21 protein-coding genes are annotated in these 20,703 nt (G+C 65.2%); 12 read left to right on the top strand and 9 right to left on the bottom strand.

All coding sequences use genetic code 11. The annotated features are described in order from the left end of the window. The first annotated feature begins 59 nt into the window (after nt 1-59). The 4 genes from K5R33_RS03965 (at nt 60) to K5R33_RS03950 (ending at nt 2,564) form a co-directional block, all read left to right on the top strand. On the top strand, nt 60-668 hold the full coding sequence (locus tag K5R33_RS03965) for a riboflavin synthase (RefSeq protein ID WP_220747665.1): 609 nt from the start codon (nt 60-62) through the stop codon (nt 666-668). A gap of 192 nt (nt 669-860) precedes the next feature. Then, nucleotides 861-1,103: an HP1242/YdcH family protein gene (locus K5R33_RS03960; protein WP_220747664.1), complete on the top strand. Its 243-nt coding sequence runs from the start codon at nt 861-863 to the stop codon at nt 1,101-1,103. Between the two features lie 136 nt (nt 1,104-1,239). Next, entirely contained in the window at nt 1,240-1,797 is a 558-nt protein-coding gene (locus tag K5R33_RS03955; RefSeq protein WP_220747663.1) for a hypothetical protein, read from the top strand. Beyond that, nucleotides 1,794-2,564: an SDR family NAD(P)-dependent oxidoreductase gene (locus K5R33_RS03950; protein ID WP_220747662.1), complete on the top strand. Its 771-nt coding sequence runs from the start codon at nt 1,794-1,796 to the stop codon at nt 2,562-2,564. Before K5R33_RS03955 ends, K5R33_RS03950 begins: the two co-directional genes overlap by 4 nt. A 946-nt stretch (nt 2,565-3,510) precedes the next feature. Here the strand turns inward: K5R33_RS03950 and K5R33_RS03945 are convergent. Next, nucleotides 3,511-3,951: an NUDIX domain-containing protein gene (locus K5R33_RS03945; RefSeq protein WP_220747661.1), complete on the bottom strand. Its 441-nt coding sequence runs from the start codon at nt 3,949-3,951 to the stop codon at nt 3,511-3,513. 79 nt (nt 3,952-4,030) lie between these two features. Between K5R33_RS03945 and ribB the strand changes: the two genes are divergently transcribed. The 3 genes from ribB to nusB all read left to right on the top strand — a co-directional run bounded on the left by ribB (nt 4,031) and on the right by nusB (nt 6,259). Then, entirely contained in the window at nt 4,031-5,149 is a 1,119-nt protein-coding gene (ribB, locus tag K5R33_RS03940) for a 3,4-dihydroxy-2-butanone-4-phosphate synthase (RefSeq protein ID WP_220747660.1), read from the top strand. Between the two features lie 3 nt (nt 5,150-5,152). Beyond that, the gene (locus K5R33_RS03935) at nt 5,153-5,659 is read left to right on the top strand and encodes a 6,7-dimethyl-8-ribityllumazine synthase (protein ID WP_220747659.1); all 507 of its coding nucleotides are present in this window, start codon (nt 5,153-5,155) and stop codon (nt 5,657-5,659) included. Nucleotides 5,660-5,776: 117 nt separating this feature from the next. Then, on the top strand, nt 5,777-6,259 hold the full coding sequence (gene nusB, locus K5R33_RS03930; RefSeq protein WP_220747658.1) for a transcription antitermination factor NusB: 483 nt from the start codon (nt 5,777-5,779) through the stop codon (nt 6,257-6,259). Between the two features lie 24 nt (nt 6,260-6,283). Here nusB and K5R33_RS03925 read toward each other — a convergent pair whose 3' ends face one another. From K5R33_RS03925 to K5R33_RS03900, 6 genes are all read right to left on the bottom strand, one after another. Then, complete coding sequence (locus K5R33_RS03925) at nt 6,284-9,649, bottom strand: efflux RND transporter permease subunit (RefSeq protein ID WP_220747657.1); 3,366 nt, start codon at nt 9,647-9,649, stop codon at nt 6,284-6,286. Beyond that, the gene (locus K5R33_RS03920; protein WP_220747656.1) at nt 9,649-11,106 is read right to left on the bottom strand and encodes an efflux RND transporter periplasmic adaptor subunit; all 1,458 of its coding nucleotides are present in this window, start codon (nt 11,104-11,106) and stop codon (nt 9,649-9,651) included. The genes K5R33_RS03925 and K5R33_RS03920 overlap by 1 nt, the downstream gene beginning before the upstream one ends. 76 nt (nt 11,107-11,182) lie before the next feature. Then, complete coding sequence (gene moaB / locus K5R33_RS03915) at nt 11,183-11,713, bottom strand: molybdenum cofactor biosynthesis protein B (protein WP_220747655.1); 531 nt, start codon at nt 11,711-11,713, stop codon at nt 11,183-11,185. Next, nucleotides 11,710-12,327 carry a LysE family translocator gene (locus K5R33_RS03910; RefSeq protein WP_373314133.1) on the bottom strand — a complete coding sequence of 206 codons (618 nt, stop codon included), beginning with the start codon at nt 12,325-12,327 and terminating at the stop codon, nt 11,710-11,712. The genes moaB and K5R33_RS03910 overlap by 4 nt, the downstream gene beginning before the upstream one ends. Further along, a complete protein-coding gene (yghU, locus tag K5R33_RS03905; RefSeq protein WP_220747653.1) occupies nt 12,327-13,157 on the bottom strand; it encodes a glutathione-dependent disulfide-bond oxidoreductase in 831 nt (276 codons plus the stop codon). Before yghU ends, K5R33_RS03910 begins: the two co-directional genes overlap by 1 nt. A 72-nt stretch (nt 13,158-13,229) precedes the next feature. Continuing rightward, nucleotides 13,230-14,027 (bottom strand): uracil-DNA glycosylase, encoded by a 798-nt coding sequence (locus K5R33_RS03900; RefSeq protein ID WP_255576039.1) that lies wholly within the window; start codon nt 14,025-14,027, stop codon nt 13,230-13,232. A 118-nt stretch (nt 14,028-14,145) separates the two neighbouring features. Here K5R33_RS03900 and K5R33_RS03895 point away from each other — a divergent pair, with 118 nt between their 5' ends. The 5 genes from K5R33_RS03895 to K5R33_RS03875 all read left to right on the top strand — a co-directional run bounded on the left by K5R33_RS03895 (nt 14,146) and on the right by K5R33_RS03875 (nt 18,902). Beyond that, nucleotides 14,146-15,081, top strand: a complete 936-nt coding sequence (locus K5R33_RS03895; RefSeq protein ID WP_220747651.1) for an aspartate carbamoyltransferase catalytic subunit — start codon at nt 14,146-14,148, stop codon at nt 15,079-15,081. Between the two features lie 77 nt (nt 15,082-15,158). Then, nucleotides 15,159-15,701, top strand: coding sequence for a hypothetical protein (locus tag K5R33_RS03890; RefSeq protein ID WP_220747650.1), 543 nt, complete (start codon nt 15,159-15,161; stop codon nt 15,699-15,701). Between the two features lie 248 nt (nt 15,702-15,949). After that, nucleotides 15,950-17,209 (top strand): dihydroorotase, encoded by a 1,260-nt coding sequence (pyrC, locus tag K5R33_RS03885; protein ID WP_220747649.1) that lies wholly within the window; start codon nt 15,950-15,952, stop codon nt 17,207-17,209. 425 nt (nt 17,210-17,634) lie between these two features. Beyond that, on the top strand, nt 17,635-18,237 hold the full coding sequence (gene plsY, locus K5R33_RS03880) for a glycerol-3-phosphate 1-O-acyltransferase PlsY (RefSeq protein WP_220747648.1): 603 nt from the start codon (nt 17,635-17,637) through the stop codon (nt 18,235-18,237). Between the two features lie 383 nt (nt 18,238-18,620). Beyond that, on the top strand, nt 18,621-18,902 hold the full coding sequence (locus K5R33_RS03875) for a hypothetical protein (RefSeq protein WP_220747647.1): 282 nt from the start codon (nt 18,621-18,623) through the stop codon (nt 18,900-18,902). Here K5R33_RS03875 and K5R33_RS03870 read toward each other — a convergent pair. Both K5R33_RS03870 and K5R33_RS03865 read right to left on the bottom strand, forming a co-directional pair. Further along, complete coding sequence (locus K5R33_RS03870; RefSeq protein ID WP_220747646.1) at nt 18,886-19,170, bottom strand: hypothetical protein; 285 nt, start codon at nt 19,168-19,170, stop codon at nt 18,886-18,888. The two genes, K5R33_RS03875 and K5R33_RS03870, sit on opposite strands and share 17 nt — an antisense overlap. 117 nt (nt 19,171-19,287) lie before the next feature. After that, a complete protein-coding gene (locus K5R33_RS03865; RefSeq protein ID WP_220747645.1) occupies nt 19,288-20,658 on the bottom strand; it encodes a glutamate--cysteine ligase in 1,371 nt (456 codons plus the stop codon). Nucleotides 20,659-20,703 lie beyond the last annotated feature (45 nt).

Genomic DNA, 20,703 nt, shown 5'->3' with positions numbered 1-20,703 from the left:
GGCACTTGCAGCAGGGGATGTGGCGGATTAGCTGCATAATCTCAGCCAAGGGGGGTGCAATGTTCACCGGAATTGTCACCGATATCGGAAAAATTCGCAGCGTGGAGATGCGCGGCGACATGCGCGCACGCATTGGCACGGCCTATGAGGCGGCGGGAATCGATATCGGGGCCTCGATCGCCTGTGACGGCTGCTGTTTGACGGTGGTGGACCGGGGCACGGACGCGGTGGGCCATTGGTTCGACGTGGATGTCAGCGCCGAAAGCTTGGGCAAGACCAACATCGGCGCCGCCGGGTGGGCCGAAGGGCAGCGCATCAATCTGGAGCGCGCCTTACGCGTGGGCGACGAATTGGGCGGGCACATCGTGTCGGGTCACGTGGATGGCGTTGCCCGGATCGTGTCGATCACGCCCGAAGGCGACAGTAAGCGCTTCCTGTTTGAGGCGCCCGCAGACCTGGCGCGCTTTATCGCGCCCAAAGGGTCTGTCGCGCTCAACGGGACATCTTTGACCGTGAACGAGGTAGAGGGCGCGCGTTTCGGCGTCAATATGATCCCGCACACCCAGGATGTGACAGCTTGGGGCGACGCCGCCGAAGGCGACGCCGTCAACCTAGAGATCGACACCCTCGCCCGGTACGTCGCCCGCCTTGCGGACTGCGCCGACTGACGTCGGCATGCCTTTGGCTTGCGCCGCCTTTGGCGTCGCTGAGGGGGGCGCTGCCCCCCAAACGGCCTTCGGCCGCCCCCCGGAGGTATTTTTGCCGAGAAGAAGATTGGCGCCGGTTGTGTTGATGTGGGTCAAGGGCGGCCGCCCCGGGTTGTCGTAGGGTGGTTTGGCAACAGCTGCGGAGGCCTTGCCATGAGCCATGTTCCCCACGACCTGTCTGAAGAATTCCCCAATGACCTTGCGCGTCTGGCCCAATTGAAGGCCGAAAGCGGCCATGTCGCCAAGCTGGCCGATGCGTATCATCGCATCAATCGGGAGATCCACCGAGCGGAAACCAATGTGGAGCCTTGCTCTGACACCCATGCCTTAGAATTGCGGCGGGAGCGGCTGCATCTGAAGGACCAAATCGCGGGCTGTTTGGCAGCTGCGCGGTAGCCTGGGGAGGGCGGGCATGGCGTGTTGTGGAGCCTCGCGCCATGCCCGGTGAGGTTGGGTTCGGTGTCGACCTGCCCTGACTTGATATTTGCCGTGGACCGTGGCCCCCTGCTGGAACAGCAGGAGGGCCAAGCGCATGGCAGAGACCCCAGGGATCGGACATAACTCTGGTCGCGATTACACCGGATATACCGCGCGACTGCACCAATGGCGTCGGGCGCGGCGGGACCTGATCAAAGGGGCGGTCCCCGTGGAAGTGGTCCGTCTGCGCGTGCGCCGGGCGGCGGCGTTGGGTTTGGACTATGGCACCTATGCCAGTATCCGCGCGGGCACTGGGCGGGACATCGCGGCGCTTTTGTTTTCGTCCAATGCGCTGCGCATGATCCGCACGGCAGAGATTGAGCAAAGCCGTGCCGCCAAGGTGGCCGAGGTGGCGGCTGCCCGGGGGGTGCTTGTCCATGCGCCATTGCCCGTTGAGGCGCCGCCCCCGCTGGAGTGGGCATCGCGTGCGCCGCAGTTCACGGATCGTTGGCCAGAGCTTCGGGCCTCGCTGAGCGAGGCCTTGCGCGCGGGTGGCGTGCCCGCGGATGCGGTCGTGTTGGTGGGTGACACGAGCTTTGAGGCGAGTTGGTGCCCCGCCATGCGAGCGGGCGGGTATGTGACTGCGGACGCCTATTTTGGAGGTCAGTCATGAGCCGTTTGGCGGTTGTCACCGGCGCCTCGGGCGGGATCGGTCGCGCCTTGGCCCGGCACCATGCCCGCAAGGGCGGCGATTTGATCGTTGCGGCGCGTCGGTTGGAGGCGCTCCAGTCGGTGAAGGCGGAGTTGGAAGGGGAGTTTGGTGTCTCGGTCACCCCGGTGGCCTGTGATTTGGGCACGGCGGAGGGTGTTGAGACGCTTCTGGAGGCGGCGCGGGATGCGCCCGTCGAGATGCTTATCAACAATGCGGGCTTCGGGGGAAGTGGGGCGTTTCTGGATCGCGCCTTGGCCGATGACTTCGCTATGTTGGACGTCAATGTGCGCGCGCTGATGGCGCTGTGCCATGGGATCGCGCCTGGCATGGTCGCGCGCGGCAAGGGCCGGATCCTGAATGTGGGGTCCACAGCTGGAATGATGCCGGGGCCGTTGCAGGCGACTTATTTCGCGAGCAAGGCCTATGTGAACAGTTTCAGCCAGGCGCTCGATGAGGAGTTGCGACCACAGGGTGTGACGGTGACAGTTCTGGCCCCCGGCTACGTGGAGACGGATTTTGCCGCGCGTGCGGACCTGGAGGGGACCCTGTTGACCCGGCGGGGCCAGAGCGCGGCCTCGGCGGCGCGGGTGGGCTATGATGCGATGATGACGGGGCAGTTGGTGGCGGTGAATGAGCCGATGCTATCGGTCTTGGTCGATTGGATTATACCGCTGTTGCCTCGCCGCGTCGTTCTGAAAATGGTGCGACGGATGCAGGAGAAGGGCTGATGTCGGGGCCTTGTTTCTGAAGTTAGGCCCCCGGGGCTGGACGTGGTGTCGGCATATTTGTGGAACATCGAAACGGTGATTTGGGCGCTGTACGGCGGGGGCTTGCGCTCCGTCGCGGTGTGTTTGGTCTGTCGAGGCGGGGGAGATCGTGTGTCCCACGAGCGTGGAAATGAGGCGATAGCCCGGTCCTGGAGGTGTTGGTGACGGGGCGTGCGCGTCGGTTTTGGAGCTTCGGCCGGGGCGCTTGGTCTGGTGTCGGGCTGTCGGGGGGGCGGTTCCTGAAAAGAAAAGCCGCGCGCCGCTGTTCTGGCGAGGGATCGTGAGGGTCGGAGGTGGTGATACGTTGGATTGATCGGCCAGTCGTGAGCGAGTGGAGCTTATGTGAAGGGGTCCTCGAGTGAAGGGGCGTCTAGTGTCTTGTGCCCGAGAGGGCTACGCTTCGGTTGGGGGAGGTGCGGCTAGGAGTGAGTGCCGCTCAGGGTATTGATCTGAAGGGCTACGCTCAAGATAGGGATGATTTGGCTGGGGCGTTTTAAGAAGCCGCCTGTCAGGTGGGAGGAGCGTTAGATGAGCCTGAAGTCTCGCACCCGTCTACAGAGGCTGGGGCGCTGGTCGACATGACGGCATTATCGGCTGACTGACGGACTTGTGAGTAGAGGCGACAACGGCTGGAATTCCAGGCGCTGGGGGTGTCACCCGTGATGGGGTGAGTGAGGCCGACGACGGAGGGCGACGACCCTACAGGCGTCCTGGTAGATGTGTGATGATACCGTGCCTCAACGCCGTCGACGTTCAGCGATGGGAGTGCGCCCTGTACTTTGCGCTCGCTTTGCCATTGCGGGGAGGCTTCGCGAGCGGCGTTTGAACGACTTAGTAACGCTTGGGCCGGCCCGCACCGACTGTGGTTTGAACGCGTGGCACGCGGCCCGGGGGGGGGGCGAAGCCCTCACAGGGGATCCTCTTGCTCCGCCGGTTGGGCCTGCGCCGCGCGGAGCCATGTCAGCACGCGGCCCACGTTTGGGGACAGGGGCAGGGCCGCCATCTCCGCCTCAGACACCCAGGCCGCGGCTTCGGCATCATCCGCGGCAATCGGCTCACCAGTTGCATCATCGCAGAGGACCGCCGCCAGGAGGTAATGGTGGGTAATCTGGTCGCCCTCCCGTTCAATCAAATCGATGTTGCCGAGGTAGCGGCGGGGCGTGGCGATCACACCGGTCTCCTCCGCCAATTCCCGGGCGGCTGCGGCCAGTGCCGTCTCGCCCAATTCCACATGTCCGCCGGGAAACCCCCAGCGGCCCCGGTTCGGGGCCTTTCCCCGGGCAACCAAGAGCACGCGGTCACCGCGCGCCACGACCGCCAAGGCGCCCAACTTTGGATGTTGCGTCATACCGACCCTCCTCTGCGCCCCCGCACTGGCACATTGGGCGTGTGGCGGCTACATCCAGACACAAAGCGGAGGTGCTGCCATGGCCGACCCAATTCCATTCGAAGCGCCCGGTCCAGTGGAGCGGGCCAATGCGGACGTGATTTCTTCGATTGAGGACATCATCGAAGACGCGCGCAATGGCCGGATGTTCATTCTGGTCGATCATGAGGACCGCGAGAACGAGGGGGATCTGGTGATCCCGGCGCAAATGGCGACGCCCGATGCGATTAACTTCATGGCGGCCCACGGGCGCGGGTTGATTTGTTTGACACTGCCGGGGGAGCGGATCGACGCGCTGGGCCTGCCGTTGATGGCGTCCCATAATTCGTCGCGCCACGAGACCGCCTTCACCGTCTCCATCGAGGCGCGCGAGGGCGTGTCCACCGGCATTAGTGCCCATGACCGCGCGCGGACGGTGTCCGTCGCCATCGACGCGAGCAAGGGGGCGGCGGATATCGCCACACCCGGCCATGTGTTTCCGCTGCGGGCGCGGGATGGCGGCGTTCTCGTACGGGCGGGCCATACGGAGGCGGCCTGTGATATTTCTCGCCTCGCGGGGCTGAACCCCTCGGGCGTGATTTGTGAGATCATGAACGACGATGGCAGCATGGCGCGGCTGCCTGACCTGATCGCCTTCGCGCAGCTGCATGGTCTCAAGATTGGGACGATCAGCGATCTGATCTCCTACCGTCGGCGGCACGATAACCTCGTCAACCAAACGGCCTCTCAACCGGTGACCGCAAAGGTTGGTGGTGAGTGGCTGATGCGGGTGTTCACCGATGAAACCCAAGGGTCTGAGCATATCGTATTGACCAAGGGCGACATCTCGGACGGGCCGGTTCTGGTGCGGATGCATGCCATGAATCCGTTGCAGGACGCGTTGGGGATCGGGGACAGCGATTTGGCTGGGGCGATGCAGGTGATCGCGGACGAAGGGCGCGGCGTCGTTGTTCTGCTCCGCGACACAGAAATGAAGATGGATCCGGGCGGGGTGTCGCCCCAAAAGCTGCGGCAATATGGACTGGGCGCGCAGATCCTTGCGGCGCTTGGCATTGGTGAGATGGAGCTGGTGACGAATTCCGGCGCGCCCCGCGTTGTGGGGCTGGAGGCCTATGGCCTGACGATTACGGGCACGCGCCCCATTCCGAACGAGGGCTAAGCCATGGCCGGACATTCCGATAACGTTTTGCCGCTGCCGTCCTTTGATGAACCGACAAAGGTCTTGATCGTCATTGCACCCTACTACGGGGCGATCTCGGCGGCTCAGCTGGCGTCGACCCGGGCGGTGATCGAAGCCGCTGGGGCGACCCATGAGACGGTGGAGGTGCCCGGCTCGTTGGAGGTGCCGACGGCCATTGGTATCGCGCATCGCCAAGCGGACTACGACGGGTATGTGGCTTTGGGCTGTGTGATCCGGGGGCGGACGTCCCACTATGACGTGGTGGTGAACGAAAGTGCGCGGGCCATCGCGACGCTGGGTTTGGCCGGTGCGTGCATCGGCAATGGGATTATCACCGTCGAGAACATGGAACAGGCCGAAGAGCGCGCCGATGTGGACCGTCTGGACACCGCTGGGGGGGCAGCCCAGGCGGCGCTCCATCTGATCGCCCTGCAACGGTCGATGAAGAAGGCCGACACCGGGATCGGGTTTAAGCCTGGCGCCCCGTGACGGTTGGCGAAAAAAGTCTTGTCCCAAGACTTTTTCAAAATTCTTCGTTGAAGAATTTCGCCGCACCCCGGCACGCGCGCCATTGCGTGTTGGGCGCGCCTGCTCTAGGGCCGCGCCATGGCTGAGATGACCCGAGATGAGAAGCGTTTGTTGCGGCAGCGGATGCGGTCTGCCGCGCGCCTAAATGCTGTGCAGGCCCTCTTCCAGATGGAGGCAGCCGACCAAGGCGTGGACCGTGTTCGCGCCGAGTTCGAGGACCATCGCTTCGGTATGGAGACCGAGATCGGCGCCCTGTCCGAGGCGGATGTCGACACGTTTCGGGCCATCCTCGACGCGGCGGTCGATCATCAGGTCGCGGTTGATCAAATGACGGACCGCGCCTTGGTTGCGCGCTGGCCCCTGGGGCGAATTGATCCGACGCTGCGGGCTGTCTTTCGTGCGGCAGGGGCGGAGTTGATGTCGTCCGATGTGCCGCCGAAGGTGATCATCACGGAATACGTCGAAGTGGCGCGGGCCTTCTTTCCCGAGGGCAAAGAAGGCGGTTTCGTCAATGGCGTTCTGGATCACATGGCGCGCGAGGCCCGGCCCGGTAAGCTCTAGCCCGCTGGACCCGCGGCGGGTGCGTTAGGCGCGTGCCTTTCTGCCCATGGCCAAACCGGCGCTCACCCAAGTGACCAGAAGCAGCACCACCGTTCCTGCCAAAAATGCCAGGAAGGCCTGGGCCATCCCGGCCACAGGCAGCAGAGTGGCCAACGGCCCCCATGGCGCGCCCGTCACAGTGGTGAAGCCCAGAGTGACCGCGCCCCAGGTCAAGATCGCGCACCCCAGGGCGACCCCAAGGATCCCAACCGGGCGGCCCCGGGCCCGACCCGCCAGGCCGCCGAGCCGCCGCAGCGCCGTCCCCGCGCGCCCGATGTCGTGCCCCATGGCCAGCACGGCGGGGACAAGCACCAGCACCAGGATCATGCCGAACCCGAGCCCGTAGCTGAGCGTGATGACCGTGGGCCTCAGGAACTGCGCCTGGCTTGAGGTCTCATAGAGAAGCGGGGTGAGCCCGAGGACCGTCGTCAACGTGGTGAGCAAAATCGGCCGCAGGCGGTCGGAGACGGCATCGGTGATCGCTGGCAACAGCGCGCGGTCCTTGGAGTATTCGTCCACGGTGGTGACCAGGACGATGGAGTCGTTGATGATAATTCCCGTCATCCCGATTAGGCCCACAACCGAGAACATGCTGAGCGGCACGTCCCACCACCAATGACCCCAGACGGCCCCGATCAGACCGAAAGGGATCACAACCATTATCACCGCGGGCCGCGTCCAGGAGGAGAAGATCCAGGCCAAAACCAGATAGATGCCCAGCAGACAGGCGATGAGGCCAACCGTTGCGTCGGTCAGGAACGCCCGCTCTTGCTCGGCCAGGCCGCCTTGCTGATAGGCCACCTGATGGACGGCGGCGATATCCGGCAGGATCTCTTCGGCCAATTGGGTGCGGATCTCGTTGGCGCGGGCGGCGTCGTCCTGGGAGATATCGCCCGAGACGGTGACCACTTGGACGCCGTTTTCGCGACGGATCGTGCCGAAGCCAGACTGCACGCGCACGGTGACGATGTCAGCCAGGGCCACGTTCCCACCAGACGGCGCAGCAAGGCGCAGCCCCTCCAGGAAGTCGGCGCGGATCTCATTGGGCGGCAGTTCCACCCGGATCGCGCCAGTGCGAGGTCCGACGGGGAAGGTGGCCGCCTCGATCCCATTCAGGCGGTCTCGGAGCAGACCGCCCAGGGCGTCAATGTCGAAGCCCAGCGCTTCGCCTTGGGGCGTAAGCTCCAGGATCAATTCGTCCTTGTCATAAGGCAGGCTGTCTTCGACGCCCGATACCTCGGGGATGCGGGCCACTGCTGATTTGAGCGCTTCGGCAGCGGCCTTGAGGGTCGCGCTGTCGGCCCCATAGAACTCCACCGACAAGGAATCGCCGCCCGGGCCGGAGCGCCAGCCCCGAAAGCTGATCTCTTCGGTCAAGGGCAGTTGGCGCGCCGTGTCTTGCAGGTCAGCCACGAATTGGAACGACGAGTAGGGGCGCAAGTCGGCGTCGATCAACTCGATGGAGATGGCGCCCAACTGATCGGCATCTTTGTCATCGGCCGATGGCAAGGGACGGCCCGTGTTGCCGCCGATTTCCGCGATCACATAGGCCAGGGGATTGGCGCCGTAGCGTTCGGCGTAGTCTTCGCCGAGCGCGGTGGCCGCCCGTTGCAACTCTTGCATTTGAGCGATGGCGTCAGCGCGGGTCGCGCCGTCCACCATGGCAAAGTTGCCCGTCACGGAACCTCGCTCCGGCGCGTTGAAAAAGCGCCACTGGACGTCGCCCCGGATGAACAGGGCCGCCTGCGTGGACAGTAGGACAACCGCCGCCGCCGCGACGGGGTAACGCGCCCAGATTGCGATGCCGATCAGCGGGCGGAACAGGCGTTCTCGCACCCAATCGAGACCCCGGTTCATCTGGCGGGAGGGCCAGTCGTACCACTTCTCCCGCCCCACGTGGGTCAGCGCGCCCGCCATGTGATGGGGCAGGATCAGGAAGCATTCCACCAGCGAGGCGATAAGGACGACAACCACGGTAAAGGGGATATCGGCGATCAACTCGCCGAACCGCCCGCCAATGGCGACCAGGCCGAAGAAGGCGATGACCGTCGTCAGAGTGGCCGAGAAGACCGGCAAAAACATGCGCCGCGCTGCGTTTTCGGCGGCGTCGTAGGGCGCCTCGCCCAGTCGCCGGGCCCGGAAATCGGCGTGTTCCCCCACGACGATGGCGTCATCTACCACGATGCCCAGTGTGATGATCAGCGCAAAGAGTGAGATCATATTGATCGTCAGCCCCGCCGCCCACATGAGCGCGATGGCCGCCGTCAGGGCGACCGGGATCCCTGCTGCCACCCAAAAGGCCGTGCGGGCGTTGAGGAACAGGAACAGAAGCACGACAACCAGGCCTAGGCCCATGAGTGCATTGTCCACCAGGACATCAATCCGCCCGGTGATCGCCTCGGTCCGGGTGCGGATCAACTCGATGGTGACGCCCTCGGGCGTGTCTTGCAGAACGGCCTGCGCGACGTCCTCGACCTGGGATTGGAGCGCGATGGCATCGCCTTCGGCGGTGCGGTCCACGCGGATCGACATCGCGGGGTTGGCGCCGACGAAATAGGCGCGTTCCCGGTCGACGCCGGCTGAGAGAACGCGGCCCACGTCGCCGACGGTCAGTGCGGCGCCGGCGGCGTCTCGGCGTATCACGACGCCCTCGATCTCAGCCACACCGCGCCGGGCGCTGCCGGTGCGCACGCGGGCGTTGGCGCCTGTGACGTCTCCCGCCGGATCGGCCTCGGCTTGGGCCGCGATGGCGGACGCGATTTCCGCCATGGTGACGGAGTTGCGCAGCAGGCTTGCGCTGGTGACCTCGACGACGGTTTCAGGGGCTGCAACGCCCCGAATGGTGGTGCGCGTCACGCCAGCGGCGAACAGGCGGGTGACGAATTCATCTGTAATACGCGCCAATTGGTCCACGCCGACGGGGCCGGTGACGATCACATCTGTCACCCGATCCCGCCAGCCGCCTTGGCGCACGGTCGGGTCGTCGATCCCCTCGGGCAGGCCGGTGATTGAGTCGACTGCCGATTGCACGTCGTTGGCGGCGGCGGCCATGTCGCGGCCCGGCTCAAACTCCAGGGTGATTTCCGCGCTGCCTTCGCGGGCGACCGCCTCACTGTCCAGCACGCCGTCCACGGCCAGCAGAGCCGGTTCCAGCAGTTGCACCACGCCTTGGTCCACATCTTCCGCACCCGCCCCGTCCCAGGATACGCGGACCGAGACGTTCTCGACCACCACGTCGGGAAAAAACTGCGCCCGCATGTTGGGAATGGCCAAGGCGCCAGCGGCCAACATGAGCAGGAGCAGCAAGTTGGCGACGGTTTTGTGGCGGGTGAAATAGCCGAGGATGCCCATCAGCCGCCCATCCGACCTTCGATCCGGGCGACGACGGAGACGGGGACTTCCTCTTGCTCCAATTGGCTGAGCAGGCGGGCCTTAACCGGTGCGGGCATGCGGGTGTTGCCCTCGATGAAGGCGACGATCCGGGCGCGCCGGTCGGGGTCCAGGGCGACGGTTTCGGGCGCGGCGGGGATCTCATCGGCGGCGGCGGGGCGCAGGGGGCGGACCTTGATACCCGCGCCAAGGGCCGGGGTCCGTCCGGCCACGATCTCTCGCCCAGCGATATCGCCCCGGACGAGCACGTCGTCGCCTTGACGGCGCAGCAGCGTCACGGGCCGCTCTTCCAGGCGGTCCTCTTCCCCGAGCACGAGCACTTGGTTCTGGGCCGACAGCGCCGTCGCGGGCAGACGGATCGCGCGATCGAGGGGCGGCTCTTGTACGGTCACGCGGACGAAATCGCCCGGGCGGAACCCTTCGGCGCCATCGAGCCGCGCGAAGACCAGTCGTCCGGTTTGGCCTTCGCCAACGGCGGGCGCCTCTCGGGTGATGCGGCCGGGGGCTTGTAGGTCGAGGCCCAGGACGTCGAGGACCGCGACCACCTCGGCGCCGACCAGATCCCCGCTGCCATCCAGCAGGCGGACATGCTCCGCGGCAGACAGGCGAAACGCCACCTCTAGCTCGGACGGGTCTATGAGGATCGCGACCTGTTCATTGGTGGCCACAAGGCCGCCGCGCAGGACACCAACGTCGGAAAGCTGCCCGTCGAATTCGGCCAGGAGGGCGCGGTCGCTGACGTCCCGCTCGGCCTCTGACAGGGAGATCCGCGCGCGGTCGATGGCGAGGGCTGCGCTGTCCACACGGGTTTCGGCTTGGGCCAGGGCCCCGCGCCGGGTTAGGATCGTCTGCTCGGCATTGGCCAGCGCAAGCTCTGCCGCCTCTAGGTTGATGGCGGCGCCGACGCCTCGGTCGGTCAGGTCCTGCTGGCGTTGGAGGGCGCGGGCCTGGAGATCGCGTTGCGCCTGCGCGCCCGAAAGCTCCGCCTGGGCCAGTTCGAGGCCGCGCACCGCGTCCCGGGCCTCCGCCTCTGCGCCAGCCAAGTCGGCACGGGCCACGGCCAAGGCGGCCTCCGCCTCAGCGGGATCGATCCGCAGCAGGAGTTGGCCTTCGATGACCGTGCCACCCTCTTCGAACCCGTCGGCCAGGTCCACGATACGCCCCGCGACTGGCGCCCGAACTTCTAGCACGCGGCGGGCCTGAACCTCGCCAAAGGCCGTTAGGGTCGGGGTAACGCGTTCCGGGGTGGCCAGCACGACATTGGCGGCCAGCACGCGTTCGCGTGCCGGGGGGCCACCGCCTTCGCGGGCGCGGCGGTCTTCCAAGGCGGCGTAGGTGATCTGACCGGCCCAAACCAAGAGGCCCGCCGTCAGGGCGGTCAGGAACAGGGCAACAAGGCTGCGACCAAGGAAACGCATGCAAACTCCTGGGGACGTGGCTACCGGTTAGATAAGACGATTGGCGGCCGATCCAAAGGTCACACGCAGGTGTGTGCTACTTCCGTCGCAGATGTTCATCCAACCGGGGCATTATTTCGACGAAGTTGCAGGGCATGTGCCGATAATCGAGCTGATGCACGAGGATTTCGTCCCAGGCATCCCGACAGGCCGAGGGAGAGCCTGGCAGCGCAAACAGATAGGTGCCACCTGCCACGCCCGCGCAGGCCCGCGACTGCACGGCTGAGGTGCGGATCTTCTGCATTGAGATGACGGTGAACATCGTGCCGAAGGCGTCGATTTCCTTTTCGTAGACGTCGCGGTGGGCCTCGACGGTCACGTCGCGACCGGTCAGTCCGGTGCCCCCGGTGCTGATGATGACGTCGATGTCGGGCTGGGCGATCCAGGCCGTCAAATGCTCGCCAATCCCCACACGGTCGTCGGGCGTGATGGCGCGGTCGGCCAGGGTATGGCCCGCACCCGTGAGCCGCTCCACCAGCGTATCGCCGGAGCGGTCCTCATCCAGGGTTCGGGTGTCGGAGACGGTCAGCACCGCGATGCGGCAGGGAAGGAACTGTCGGTCTGTCATGGTCGGGCCACCCTAAGCGCCAAGAACCCAAAGATCGAGGCCGAGGCCCAGCGCAGCCCCCGTTCCAGCGCGGGCGCGGTGGTGAGTAGGACGCTCAGCCGCCCCGCGCCGATACCAACGGCGGATTTCACCAGGAACCCCCCGATGGCAATCATTCCCCCGAGAACGAGAAACTGGGGCAGGATTGCGCGGCTTGGGTCAACGAATTGGGGGATATAGGCCAGCACGAACAGAATGACGGCTGGGTTCGAGAGGTTGACGATCATTCCGTCGCGAAACGCCTTACGCGAGGCCGCGCCGCCCCCCGGCACCCCGGTCAGCGGGGTCCGCAGTGTCTTCCACGCAAGCCACAAAAGGTATGCCGCCCCGATCCATCGGATCGCACCAAACGCCCCCGGAAAGGCCGCGACCACGGCGCCGAGGCCCAGCCCGGCCAGTGTCACGGTGATCATACCACCGGTGGCCACCCCCGCCGCTGCGGCAACCCCGGCCCGCCCGCCGCCCCGCAGACCTTGGGCCAAGGCGAACATCATGTCCGCCCCGGGCGTCAGGATCAGTGCGAGCGTGGCGGGTACAAAGGCCAAAAGGGTCGCCGCGTCGACGGGGAAGGCGATCACCTGTCGAAATCCGCGCGGGAATGGCGTTCGGGCAGCTTGAGGCTCTCGTCATCGCCGAAGGTGCGGTTGACCATGCGGCCCCGGCGCACCGCAGGACGGGCGTCGATCTTTTTGGCCCAGGCGACCACGTGTTCGTAGCTGTCCACGTCCAAGAACTCCGCCGCGCCGTAGAGACGCCCCAGGACCAATTGACCGTACCACGACCAAATCGCCATATCGGCGATGGTATAGTCGTCGCCTGCGACCCAGTCCACATCTTCCAGGCGCTGGTTCAGGACGTCCAATTGCCGCTTGGACTCCATGGCGTAGCGGTTGATGGGATACTCGAACTTTTCCGGGGCATAGGCGTAGAAATGGCCGAAACCGCCGCCCAGGAACGGGGCGCTGCCCATCTGCCAGAACAACCAGGACAGCATCTCTGGCCGGTCATGGCCCAGGAAAGCTTGGTACCGTTCGGCCAAGTGCAGCATGATCGCCGCGCTCTCAAAGACGCGGGCATTGGCGCCATTGGTCCGGTCGAACAGGGCAGGGATCTTGGAATTCGGGTTCACGTCCACGAAGCCCGACGAGAACTGATCCCCTTCGCCAATGTCGATAAGCCAGGCGTCGTATTCCACATCGAACCCGGCTTCGATCAGTTCTTCGAACAGAACGGTGACCTTGACGCCATTGGGCGTCGCCAAGGAATAGAGCTGGTAGGGATGTTTGCCAACCGGCAGGTCTTTATCGTGGGTTGGCCCAGCAACTGGCCGGTTGGTGGAGGCGAATTTGCCCCCCGACGAGGTGTTCTGCCAGACTCTGGGCGGCTCGTATGTCATTGGCGGCATGTCCCTTTCGATGGTGTCGTGACCGGCGTCTCCTGGCCTTGCATGAGCAAATATGTCGCAGGTCCGGAAAGGCTAGGGTTTGAGCCGCTTGGCCAATGCCAACAAGTCGGTCCAGGCGTGCCGCTTTGCCTCGGGCCGCCGCAGCAGATAGGCGGGATGCAACATCGGCAGGACCGGTTTGCCAAAGCCCTCGGCCCAGTGCCCGCGCAGTTTGGTGATGCCGCGCTTGTTCAAGACAGCGCCACAGGCGTGGTTGCCCATACAGATGAGCACATCCGGGTCGGCCAGGTCCACATGGCGACGCAGGAAAGGCAGCATCATCGCCACCTCCGCCGGTTCGGGGTCACGGTTCGACGGCGGCCGCCAGGGCAGGACGTTGGTGATATACACGGCGCGATCCGCATCCACATGGTCGCGCGCCAGGTCGACCGCCCCGAGCATCTTATCCAGAAGCTGACCTGCCTGACCGACGAAGGGCTTGCCCTGGCGGTCCTCGTCCCGACCAGGCGCCTCACCTATGATCATCACCCGTGCCCCCGGTCGCCCGTCGGAAAACACCAGGGACTTTGCCCCGAGCCTCAGATCGCACCAGGGATATCCCGCCAAAGCCTCGCGCAGGGCCTCTAGGGTTGGGGCGGCGGCGGCCAGACGCTCCGCCTCTGTCACAGGGTCAGGATCGAGGGACGCAGCGCCGGGCGCCATGGGCGTTGGGGTGGGAGGCGGTCCAGCGGCACCGGCCTGTGCGGGCGCTGCTGGCGCGGGCATCCGGTCGGGCAGGGCAAAGCGGTCGATGGGGTGCGCCGCCAGGGCCTCGTCACAGCCCATCTCCAGCTGCCATTCGAGGGCCGCGCGCAATTCGGCGTGTGACATCTGATCGACCATTGCGCGACCTTAGCCCCGCCGGACCCCAGGCGAAAGCCGCCTGCAATCGGGGACAAGTGGCCCGAAGGGGCTTGATCGCCGGGCCGCCGCGCCCCATCACGCGGCCATGACCTTCACCCAACGCCACCTGCTCGGGATCGAGCCGCTCCATCCCCTAGAGATCACGACCCTTCTGGACCGTGCCGACCACTACGCGGAGGCCACGCGGAAGGGGGACAAGCACGGCGACGCCTTGGCCGGGCTGACGCAGATCAACATGTTCTTCGAGAACTCCACGCGGACCCAGGCCAGCTTTGAGATCGCAGGCAAACGTCTTGGTGCGGATGTGATGAACATGGCGATGCAGGCCTCCAGCCTAAAGAAGGGCGAGACGCTTATCGATACGGCGTTGACGCTGAACGCCATGCGCCCGGACCTGATCGTTGTGCGGCATCCCCATTCGGGGGCCGTCAACCTTTTGGCGGACAAGGTGAACTGCGCCGTCTTGAACGCGGGAGACGGGCGCCACGAACATCCGACCCAAGCGCTGCTGGATGCGCTGACGATTCGGCGGGCCAAGGGGCGTCTTCACCGCCTGACGGTGGCCATCTGCGGTGATATCGCCCACAGCCGCGTGGCCCGGTCGAACCTGATCTTGCTCGGCAAGATGGAAAACCGGGTGCGTTTGGTCGGCCCGCCCACCTTGATGCCCTCGGAGGTTGATGCCCTCGGGGTCGAAGTCACCGACAACATGGCCGAAGGGCTGCGCGACGCGGATGTGGTCATGATGCTGCGCCTCCAGAAGGAGCGCATGGACGGCGGCTTCATTCCGTCGGAGCGGGAATACTACCACCGGTTCGGCCTGGACGCCGAAAAGCTGGCCTATGCCAAGCCCGATGCCATCGTCATGCACCCGGGCCCCATGAACCGTGGCGTCGAAATCGACGGAACCCTGGCCGACGACATCAACCGATCGGTGATCCAAGAACAGGTGGAAATGGGCGTCGCGGTTCGCATGGCGGCCATGGACCTGTTGGCCCGCAACAGGCCGCGGGCGGCCTAGGTGCCGCTGACACCTTATCATTCCCCCCGGAGGCCCTACCTGTCGCCTGACCACAACGATACCGGAGCGCACCGCCCGTGATCCTGACCTTGCCCCCCCGAGACACCCATATCCACGTGTTCTCTGTCAGCGACGGGCCGCTGACACTGGCCCATCAGACGTACCTCTCCAGGCTGTCCAGCCTTCCCGCCGAGGCCACTCCTTTGGCGGAAGCCTTCGGCGCCCCGGTCGATGCCACCTACGTCGAGGTCTTCGCCCTCTCCGACATCGCCCCCATGTCGTTGACCGACTACCTGGCCCAGGCCCATGACGTCGCCCCCGCGCCTCTCTCGGCCCATGCTGCACGGCTGGACGCTTTGTCGGGGGATGTGGTGATCCTGGCCCCGGGCGCGCTGGAGGCTGGCGGCGATTTGACCCCACGGTCGGAGTTGACCCATATCGCGCGGCTGCCCTTGGCAGAGGCCGACAATGCTCCCCGTGACTTACCACCAGCCGCCAAGGACCCGAGCGCGGTAGAACCGCGTCCATCGTCGGGCCGAGACGGGATCCCACGTCGGATCATCCTGTGGATCGTGGCGGCTTCCCTCCTCTTAGCCGCGGCTCTGCTGCTCGTGCTGTAGTGGCTACCAGCGCGGTCTTTGATCCCGTCGTGCAGGTCTGATTGAGGCTAACGCCGGTTAAGGTTAACGGCGCGCGCGTTCCCACTAGCCTGTCTATCGATGTTCCAAAAATATGCAGATGGGCCGTCTCTCTTCAAGGACACCGGCCGTCGGGCGCACTGCCGGATCAGTGTAACCTAACCACGCGAAGGCGCTCCGCAGGCCATCGCCGATTGCCATGCCAGGTCAGGCCCGATAACTCGCCACCCATGTCAGCGACACTTTTTTCAAACGCCCGCCTTGTGGACCCCGTCGCCGGCGAGGTGCGCACGGGCGATCTTCGGATCGAGAACGGACGTATCGCGCCGCCGGGGCCTTCGGGTACGGTGGTTGATTGCCGTGGTCTCTGCCTTGCGCCGGGGATCGTGGATGTGGGCGTCAAAGTTGGCGAGCCTGGGGAGCGCCACAAGGAAAGCTTTCGGACCGCAGGCCGCGCCGCAGCGGCTGGGGGCGTGACCACAATGGTCTGCCGTCCGGACACGCGCCCCCCGATCGACAGCCCTGAAATGCTGGAACAGGCGCGGGCACGGGCTGCGGCTGCACCCGTCCATGTTTATCACATGGCGGCTTTGACCCGTGCGCGCGCCGGGTCCGAGATGGTCGAGATTGGCTTTCTTCAAGACGCGGGCGCGGTCGCCTTTAGCGATGGAGTTCGCGTCACGGCGGACACCAAAGTTCTGTCCCGGTGTTTGAGATATGCCCGGAGCCTGGGCGCCTTGGTCATCGGGCACCCCCAAGACCCCGGCCTGTCTGCGGGCGCCTGTGTCACCAGTGGCAAGTTTGCCTCGCTGCGGGGGCTGCCCGGCGTTGCGCCCATGGCGGAGCGCATGGGGTTGGAACGCGATCTCGCCTTGGTCGAGGCAACGGGGGCGCGCTATCACGCCGATCAGATCACCACGGCTGCCGCCTTGCCCGCGTTGGCCCGCGCCAAGGCGGCCGGATTGGACGTCACGGCAGGGGTCTCAATCCACCATCTCACGCTGAACGTGCTGGATGTTGCAGACTACCGCACCTTCTTCAAGGTGACCCCGCCCTTGCGCAGCGAAGACGACAGATTGGCCATCGTCGAGGCCCTGGCCTCAGGCGAGATCGACATCATCAGCTCCATGCATACGCCGCAGGATGAGGAATCGAAGCGCCTGCCCTTTGAAGAGGCCGCGCCAGGCGCCGTTGGCCTAGAGACGATATTGCCAGCCGCCCTCCGGTTGGTTCACGCGGGACACTTGGATTTACCGACCCTTTGGAAGGCCCTCTCGACGAACCCGGCCAACCGTCTTGGGTTGCCCGGTGGCAGTCTGGCCCCCGGCGCGCCCGCAGACCTTGTGCTTTTTGATCCCGATGCGCCCTTCCTGCTGGACCGTTTCCAATTGGCATCGAAGTCCAAGAACACGCCCTTTGACGGCGCGCGCCTGCAAGGCCGCGTCGAAGGCACTTGGGTCGCCGGGACCCAGGTTTTCGCGCGATCTTGATCCAAGATCCGGACAGCGTCGGGGGGATCCCCCGACGAACCGGTGCGAGAGCACCGGTTGCCCCTCAACCCGTGAGACGGGGATCTCTCGTCGCGCGGACTGCCGTGGGGGGTAAAGCCTTGGCGCCAAGCTAAGCCGGTTCGATCCGCCCCAGTGCGACGCCTAAGTCTGCGTTTCGCGCTGACGGAGAGTCCCTTACCCTGAGCCTCTGACGCAAGCACCGTCCGCTGGACGGAGGAACTCAGACGTCTTCGGACACGTCCCGACACTTTGTCTCCGTCAAAGTGGCGGATTTCGGCTCTGTCGCTCTGCGGTACATAGTCGAGACACTCGGTCCCCAGTTCGCTGGCACCCTGAGCCCCTCGCAGCCTAGTCAGGAACGGGACGCTGGGCTATCACGCCCATCTGACAAGCTTGGGGGCACCATGCCAGAGTTGATGACGTCGCTTGCGATCTTAGGGTTTGTCGCCGTAATCGGCTATCTGCTCGGGTCCGTGCCGTTCGGGATCGTCATGGCCAGGCTCTTTGGTCTTGGGGATTTGCGACAGATTGGGTCGGGCAACATCGGCGCCACGAACGTCCTGCGCACGGGGTCCAAACCGGCGGCTGCGCTGACCCTGCTTGGGGATGCGGGGAAGGGCGCGCTTGCGGTCGTTGTGGCCCGTTTGACCGTCGGGGACGATGCTGCGCAGGTGGCCGGTTTTGCCGCGTTTCTGGGGCATTGCTTTCCCATCTACCTTGGCTTCAAGGGCGGGAAGGGCGTGGCCACGTTCCTCGGCACACTGCTTGCGATATCGCTGCCCCTCGGGGCTGTCGCGTGCCTCACCTGGCTCGTCACCGCTGGGTTAGGGCGGATTTCGTCCCTGTCGGCATTGGTGGCGGCGGCGAGCGCCCCGATTTGGGCGCTGTGGCTTGTGCCCCAGGCCGTTGCGGTCTCTGCTGTTCTTGCGGTGCTCATCTTTATCCGCCACGGCGCAAACATCCGGCGCCTTCTCGCCGGGGAGGAGCCTCGGATCGGCGCGAAATGAGCGGCGACCTTTGGTGTCCGGCGTGATGGCGATCGCGTCGATGGTGTGGGTCGGGACTGTAAATCGTAGGCCGCTTTGGTTCACGTCTCTCTGTCGTTTGACCAAGGCCGCCGTTTTCGCGTTCAGTTGCCTCGTGATGCTATTCAGTCGATCTCGGTGTTGCCCCAGCGGACTCGAAAGGCTGAACTGATGCTGGTCGTTGGGTCGGTCACACTCTTGGTGCGCTTCCAACGGTGGAGCCTAGCCAAGTGTTGGCTCCGCCATGCGGGTGTTTTCGTCAGAGATCTCGTCCCGTCACGCGGTCGAGGCCCTAAGCGTCCCGTCTCGTCGCGAGTGTCTATGTGAGTGCTGGTGGTGCCACACTTGCCCCACAGGAGGCCCCGATGACGGAGCCCACGCGGGCGGAGCGGGTGGCGGCGGCGCTGCTGCGTCTGCCCCTTGGGGCGTTCCGGGGTCGCAGCCAGGGGCGGGATTGGTTGGTGGTTCGCACAGTCCATGCGGGCGGAGCATCAGACAAGCTCGTCGCCAGGGCGCTGGATGGGTCGGACTATGTGAGCCTGAACCTCTACCGACTGGAGCAGGGGCCGCTGCTGAAGCCCTGTGAAATGCCCGCCGCCAAGGTTGCGGCGTTCATCGACGACCTGTCGGTCATCGCCGAAGGGTAATCAGCAATTCAAGCGCGTCGGCTGTCCGCTGGGTGTTGTGGTAAATACCGAGGCCCAGAAACAAGGCGCCGCCAACGGCCAGGAGCCCCAACCATCCGGCGAGCAGGATCACCACCGCCATCAACGGTCCTTCGAGCGGGGGGAGGTCCGGCGCAACCTCAATCGGATCCATCAGTACGCCGATGGCAAGAACGGCGACGCCCACTGCAGCCATGACCAGAACAACGGTGAGGATGATCTCAAAGCCTCGGATGAAAAAGTCACGCATGGGACGCCCCCGTGAAAAGCCTCGCGCCGGGGCGGGATCGGCGCGCCCAGGCCATGACAGAGGATCTTGGACCTTGGGGGGTGCGGTCAAGTCCGCGGGCGACGACCAGCGGCGGCGTCAGTAACTGTAGTCGCCGTAGATGCGGGTCAGATCGCCTGCCCAATCCCCGTGGTATCGGTCCAACAGCTCGTCAGCGGGGGCTTTGCCGCTTTCCACGGATTCTTGCAGCGCCGACAGGAAATGCGTCTCATCCGGGATCAACCCACCCGCGCCAGGCTTGGCGCGCGCCTTCAACCCGGCATGGGCGATATGCACCAACTCCCGCGCAAGATCGTGCATTTTGACCGCGCCGACCTGCGCCTGCAGGCCGTCCACGCTGGCCGCCACGCGTAACGCCTCGCGGGTGTCCTGGTCCCAGCCTTTGGCCAGGTCCCAGGCCGCATCCAGCGCGGTATCATCATAGAGCAGCCCCACCCAGAACGCGGGCAGCGCGCAGAGCCTGCGCCAGGGACCGCCGTCGGCGCCCCGCATCTCCATGTATTTCTTGATGCGCGCCTCGGGGAAGAGGGTCGTTAGGTGATCGGCCCAATCCGACAGGGTGGGCGTCTCGCCGGGCAGCGCAGGCAGTTCGCCGCGCATGAAATCGCGGAAGGACATGCCTAGGGCATCCACATACCGACCGTCGCGGTAGACGAAGTACATGGGCACATCGAGGGCGTAGTCGGCCCAATGCTCGAACCCGAAGCCCTCATCGAACACGAAGGACGGGATGCCGGTCCGGGCCGCATCCAGGTGCCGCCAGGTGCGCGCTCGCCAGGATTTGTGGCCATTGGGCTGGCCTTCGAAAAACGGGGAGTTCGCGAACAACGCGGTCGCCACCGATTGCAGCGCCAGGGCCACGCGCAGTTTCTTGACCATGTCCGCCTCAGAGGCGAAATCGAGGTTCACCTGCACCGTACAGGTGCGTCGCATCATGGTTTTGCCGCTGGTGCCGACGGTGTCCATATAGGCATCCATCAGCTTGTAGCGGCCCTTGGGCATTAGAGGCATATCCTCGTGCCGCCAAATCGGGGCGGCCCCCAGGCCAATGAACCGCACGCCGATGTGGTCGGCCACGGATTTCACCTCGCGCAGGTGTTCGTTCACTTCGTCGCAGGTCTGGTGGATTGTCTCGACCGCAGCCCCTGACAATTCCAACGCACCGCCCGGCTCTAAGGAGACATTCGCCCCGCCCTTTTCCAAACCGATCAGCTTGCCGCTCTCTTCGACCGGGGCCCATCCATAGGTGTCGCGCAGGCCTGCCAGCACGGCGTGGATCGAGCGCTCTCCGTCGTAGGGGAGGGGGGCGAGGCTGTCTTGGCAGAACCCGAATTTCTCGTGCTCGGTGCCAATCCGCCATTGATCGCGCGGCTTGCAGCCAGCCTCCATGTATTCGGACAATTGGCGCGGGTCGGTGATCGGGCCGCCGCCGGATTGGGGAATGGACATGGGGCCTAGCCTCACCGCTGTTGGAGCGCCCACGATTGGGACGCT

The organism is Jannaschia pagri (assembly GCF_019655435.1).
In the GTDB taxonomy this organism is placed as follows: Bacteria; Pseudomonadota; Alphaproteobacteria; order Rhodobacterales; family Rhodobacteraceae; genus Jannaschia; species Jannaschia pagri.
The sequence above is the reverse complement of the archived record's forward strand: the minus strand, read 5'-3'. Positions and strand labels throughout refer to the sequence as shown.

Excerpts from the sequence above, each read along its gene's own strand:
- K5R33_RS03965 (WP_220747665.1), top strand. The coding sequence starts at position 60 with ATGTTCACCGGAATTGTCACCGATATCGGAAAAATTCGCAGCGTGGAG.
- K5R33_RS03960 (WP_220747664.1), top strand. The coding sequence starts at position 861 with ATGAGCCATGTTCCCCACGACCTGTCTGAAGAATTCCCCAATGACCTT.
- K5R33_RS03955 (WP_220747663.1), top strand. The coding sequence starts at position 1,240 with ATGGCAGAGACCCCAGGGATCGGACATAACTCTGGTCGCGATTACACC.
- K5R33_RS03950 (WP_220747662.1), top strand. The coding sequence starts at position 1,794 with ATGAGCCGTTTGGCGGTTGTCACCGGCGCCTCGGGCGGGATCGGTCGC.
- K5R33_RS03945 (WP_220747661.1), bottom strand. The coding sequence starts at position 3,951 with ATGACGCAACATCCAAAGTTGGGCGCCTTGGCGGTCGTGGCGCGCGGT.
- ribB (WP_220747660.1), top strand. The coding sequence starts at position 4,031 with ATGGCCGACCCAATTCCATTCGAAGCGCCCGGTCCAGTGGAGCGGGCC.
- K5R33_RS03935 (WP_220747659.1), top strand. The coding sequence starts at position 5,153 with ATGGCCGGACATTCCGATAACGTTTTGCCGCTGCCGTCCTTTGATGAA.
- nusB (WP_220747658.1), top strand. The coding sequence starts at position 5,777 with ATGGCTGAGATGACCCGAGATGAGAAGCGTTTGTTGCGGCAGCGGATG.
- K5R33_RS03925 (WP_220747657.1), bottom strand. The coding sequence starts at position 9,649 with ATGGGCATCCTCGGCTATTTCACCCGCCACAAAACCGTCGCCAACTTG.
- K5R33_RS03920 (WP_220747656.1), bottom strand. The coding sequence starts at position 11,106 with ATGCGTTTCCTTGGTCGCAGCCTTGTTGCCCTGTTCCTGACCGCCCTG.
- moaB (WP_220747655.1), bottom strand. The coding sequence starts at position 11,713 with ATGACAGACCGACAGTTCCTTCCCTGCCGCATCGCGGTGCTGACCGTC.
- yghU (WP_220747653.1), bottom strand. The coding sequence starts at position 13,157 with ATGCCGCCAATGACATACGAGCCGCCCAGAGTCTGGCAGAACACCTCG.
- K5R33_RS03900 (WP_255576039.1), bottom strand. The coding sequence starts at position 14,027 with ATGTCACACGCCGAATTGCGCGCGGCCCTCGAATGGCAGCTGGAGATG.
- K5R33_RS03895 (WP_220747651.1), top strand. The coding sequence starts at position 14,146 with ATGACCTTCACCCAACGCCACCTGCTCGGGATCGAGCCGCTCCATCCC.
- pyrC (WP_220747649.1), top strand. The coding sequence starts at position 15,950 with ATGTCAGCGACACTTTTTTCAAACGCCCGCCTTGTGGACCCCGTCGCC.
- plsY (WP_220747648.1), top strand. The coding sequence starts at position 17,635 with ATGCCAGAGTTGATGACGTCGCTTGCGATCTTAGGGTTTGTCGCCGTA.
- K5R33_RS03875 (WP_220747647.1), top strand. The coding sequence starts at position 18,621 with ATGACGGAGCCCACGCGGGCGGAGCGGGTGGCGGCGGCGCTGCTGCGT.
- K5R33_RS03870 (WP_220747646.1), bottom strand. The coding sequence starts at position 19,170 with ATGCGTGACTTTTTCATCCGAGGCTTTGAGATCATCCTCACCGTTGTT.
- K5R33_RS03865 (WP_220747645.1), bottom strand. The coding sequence starts at position 20,658 with ATGTCCATTCCCCAATCCGGCGGCGGCCCGATCACCGACCCGCGCCAA.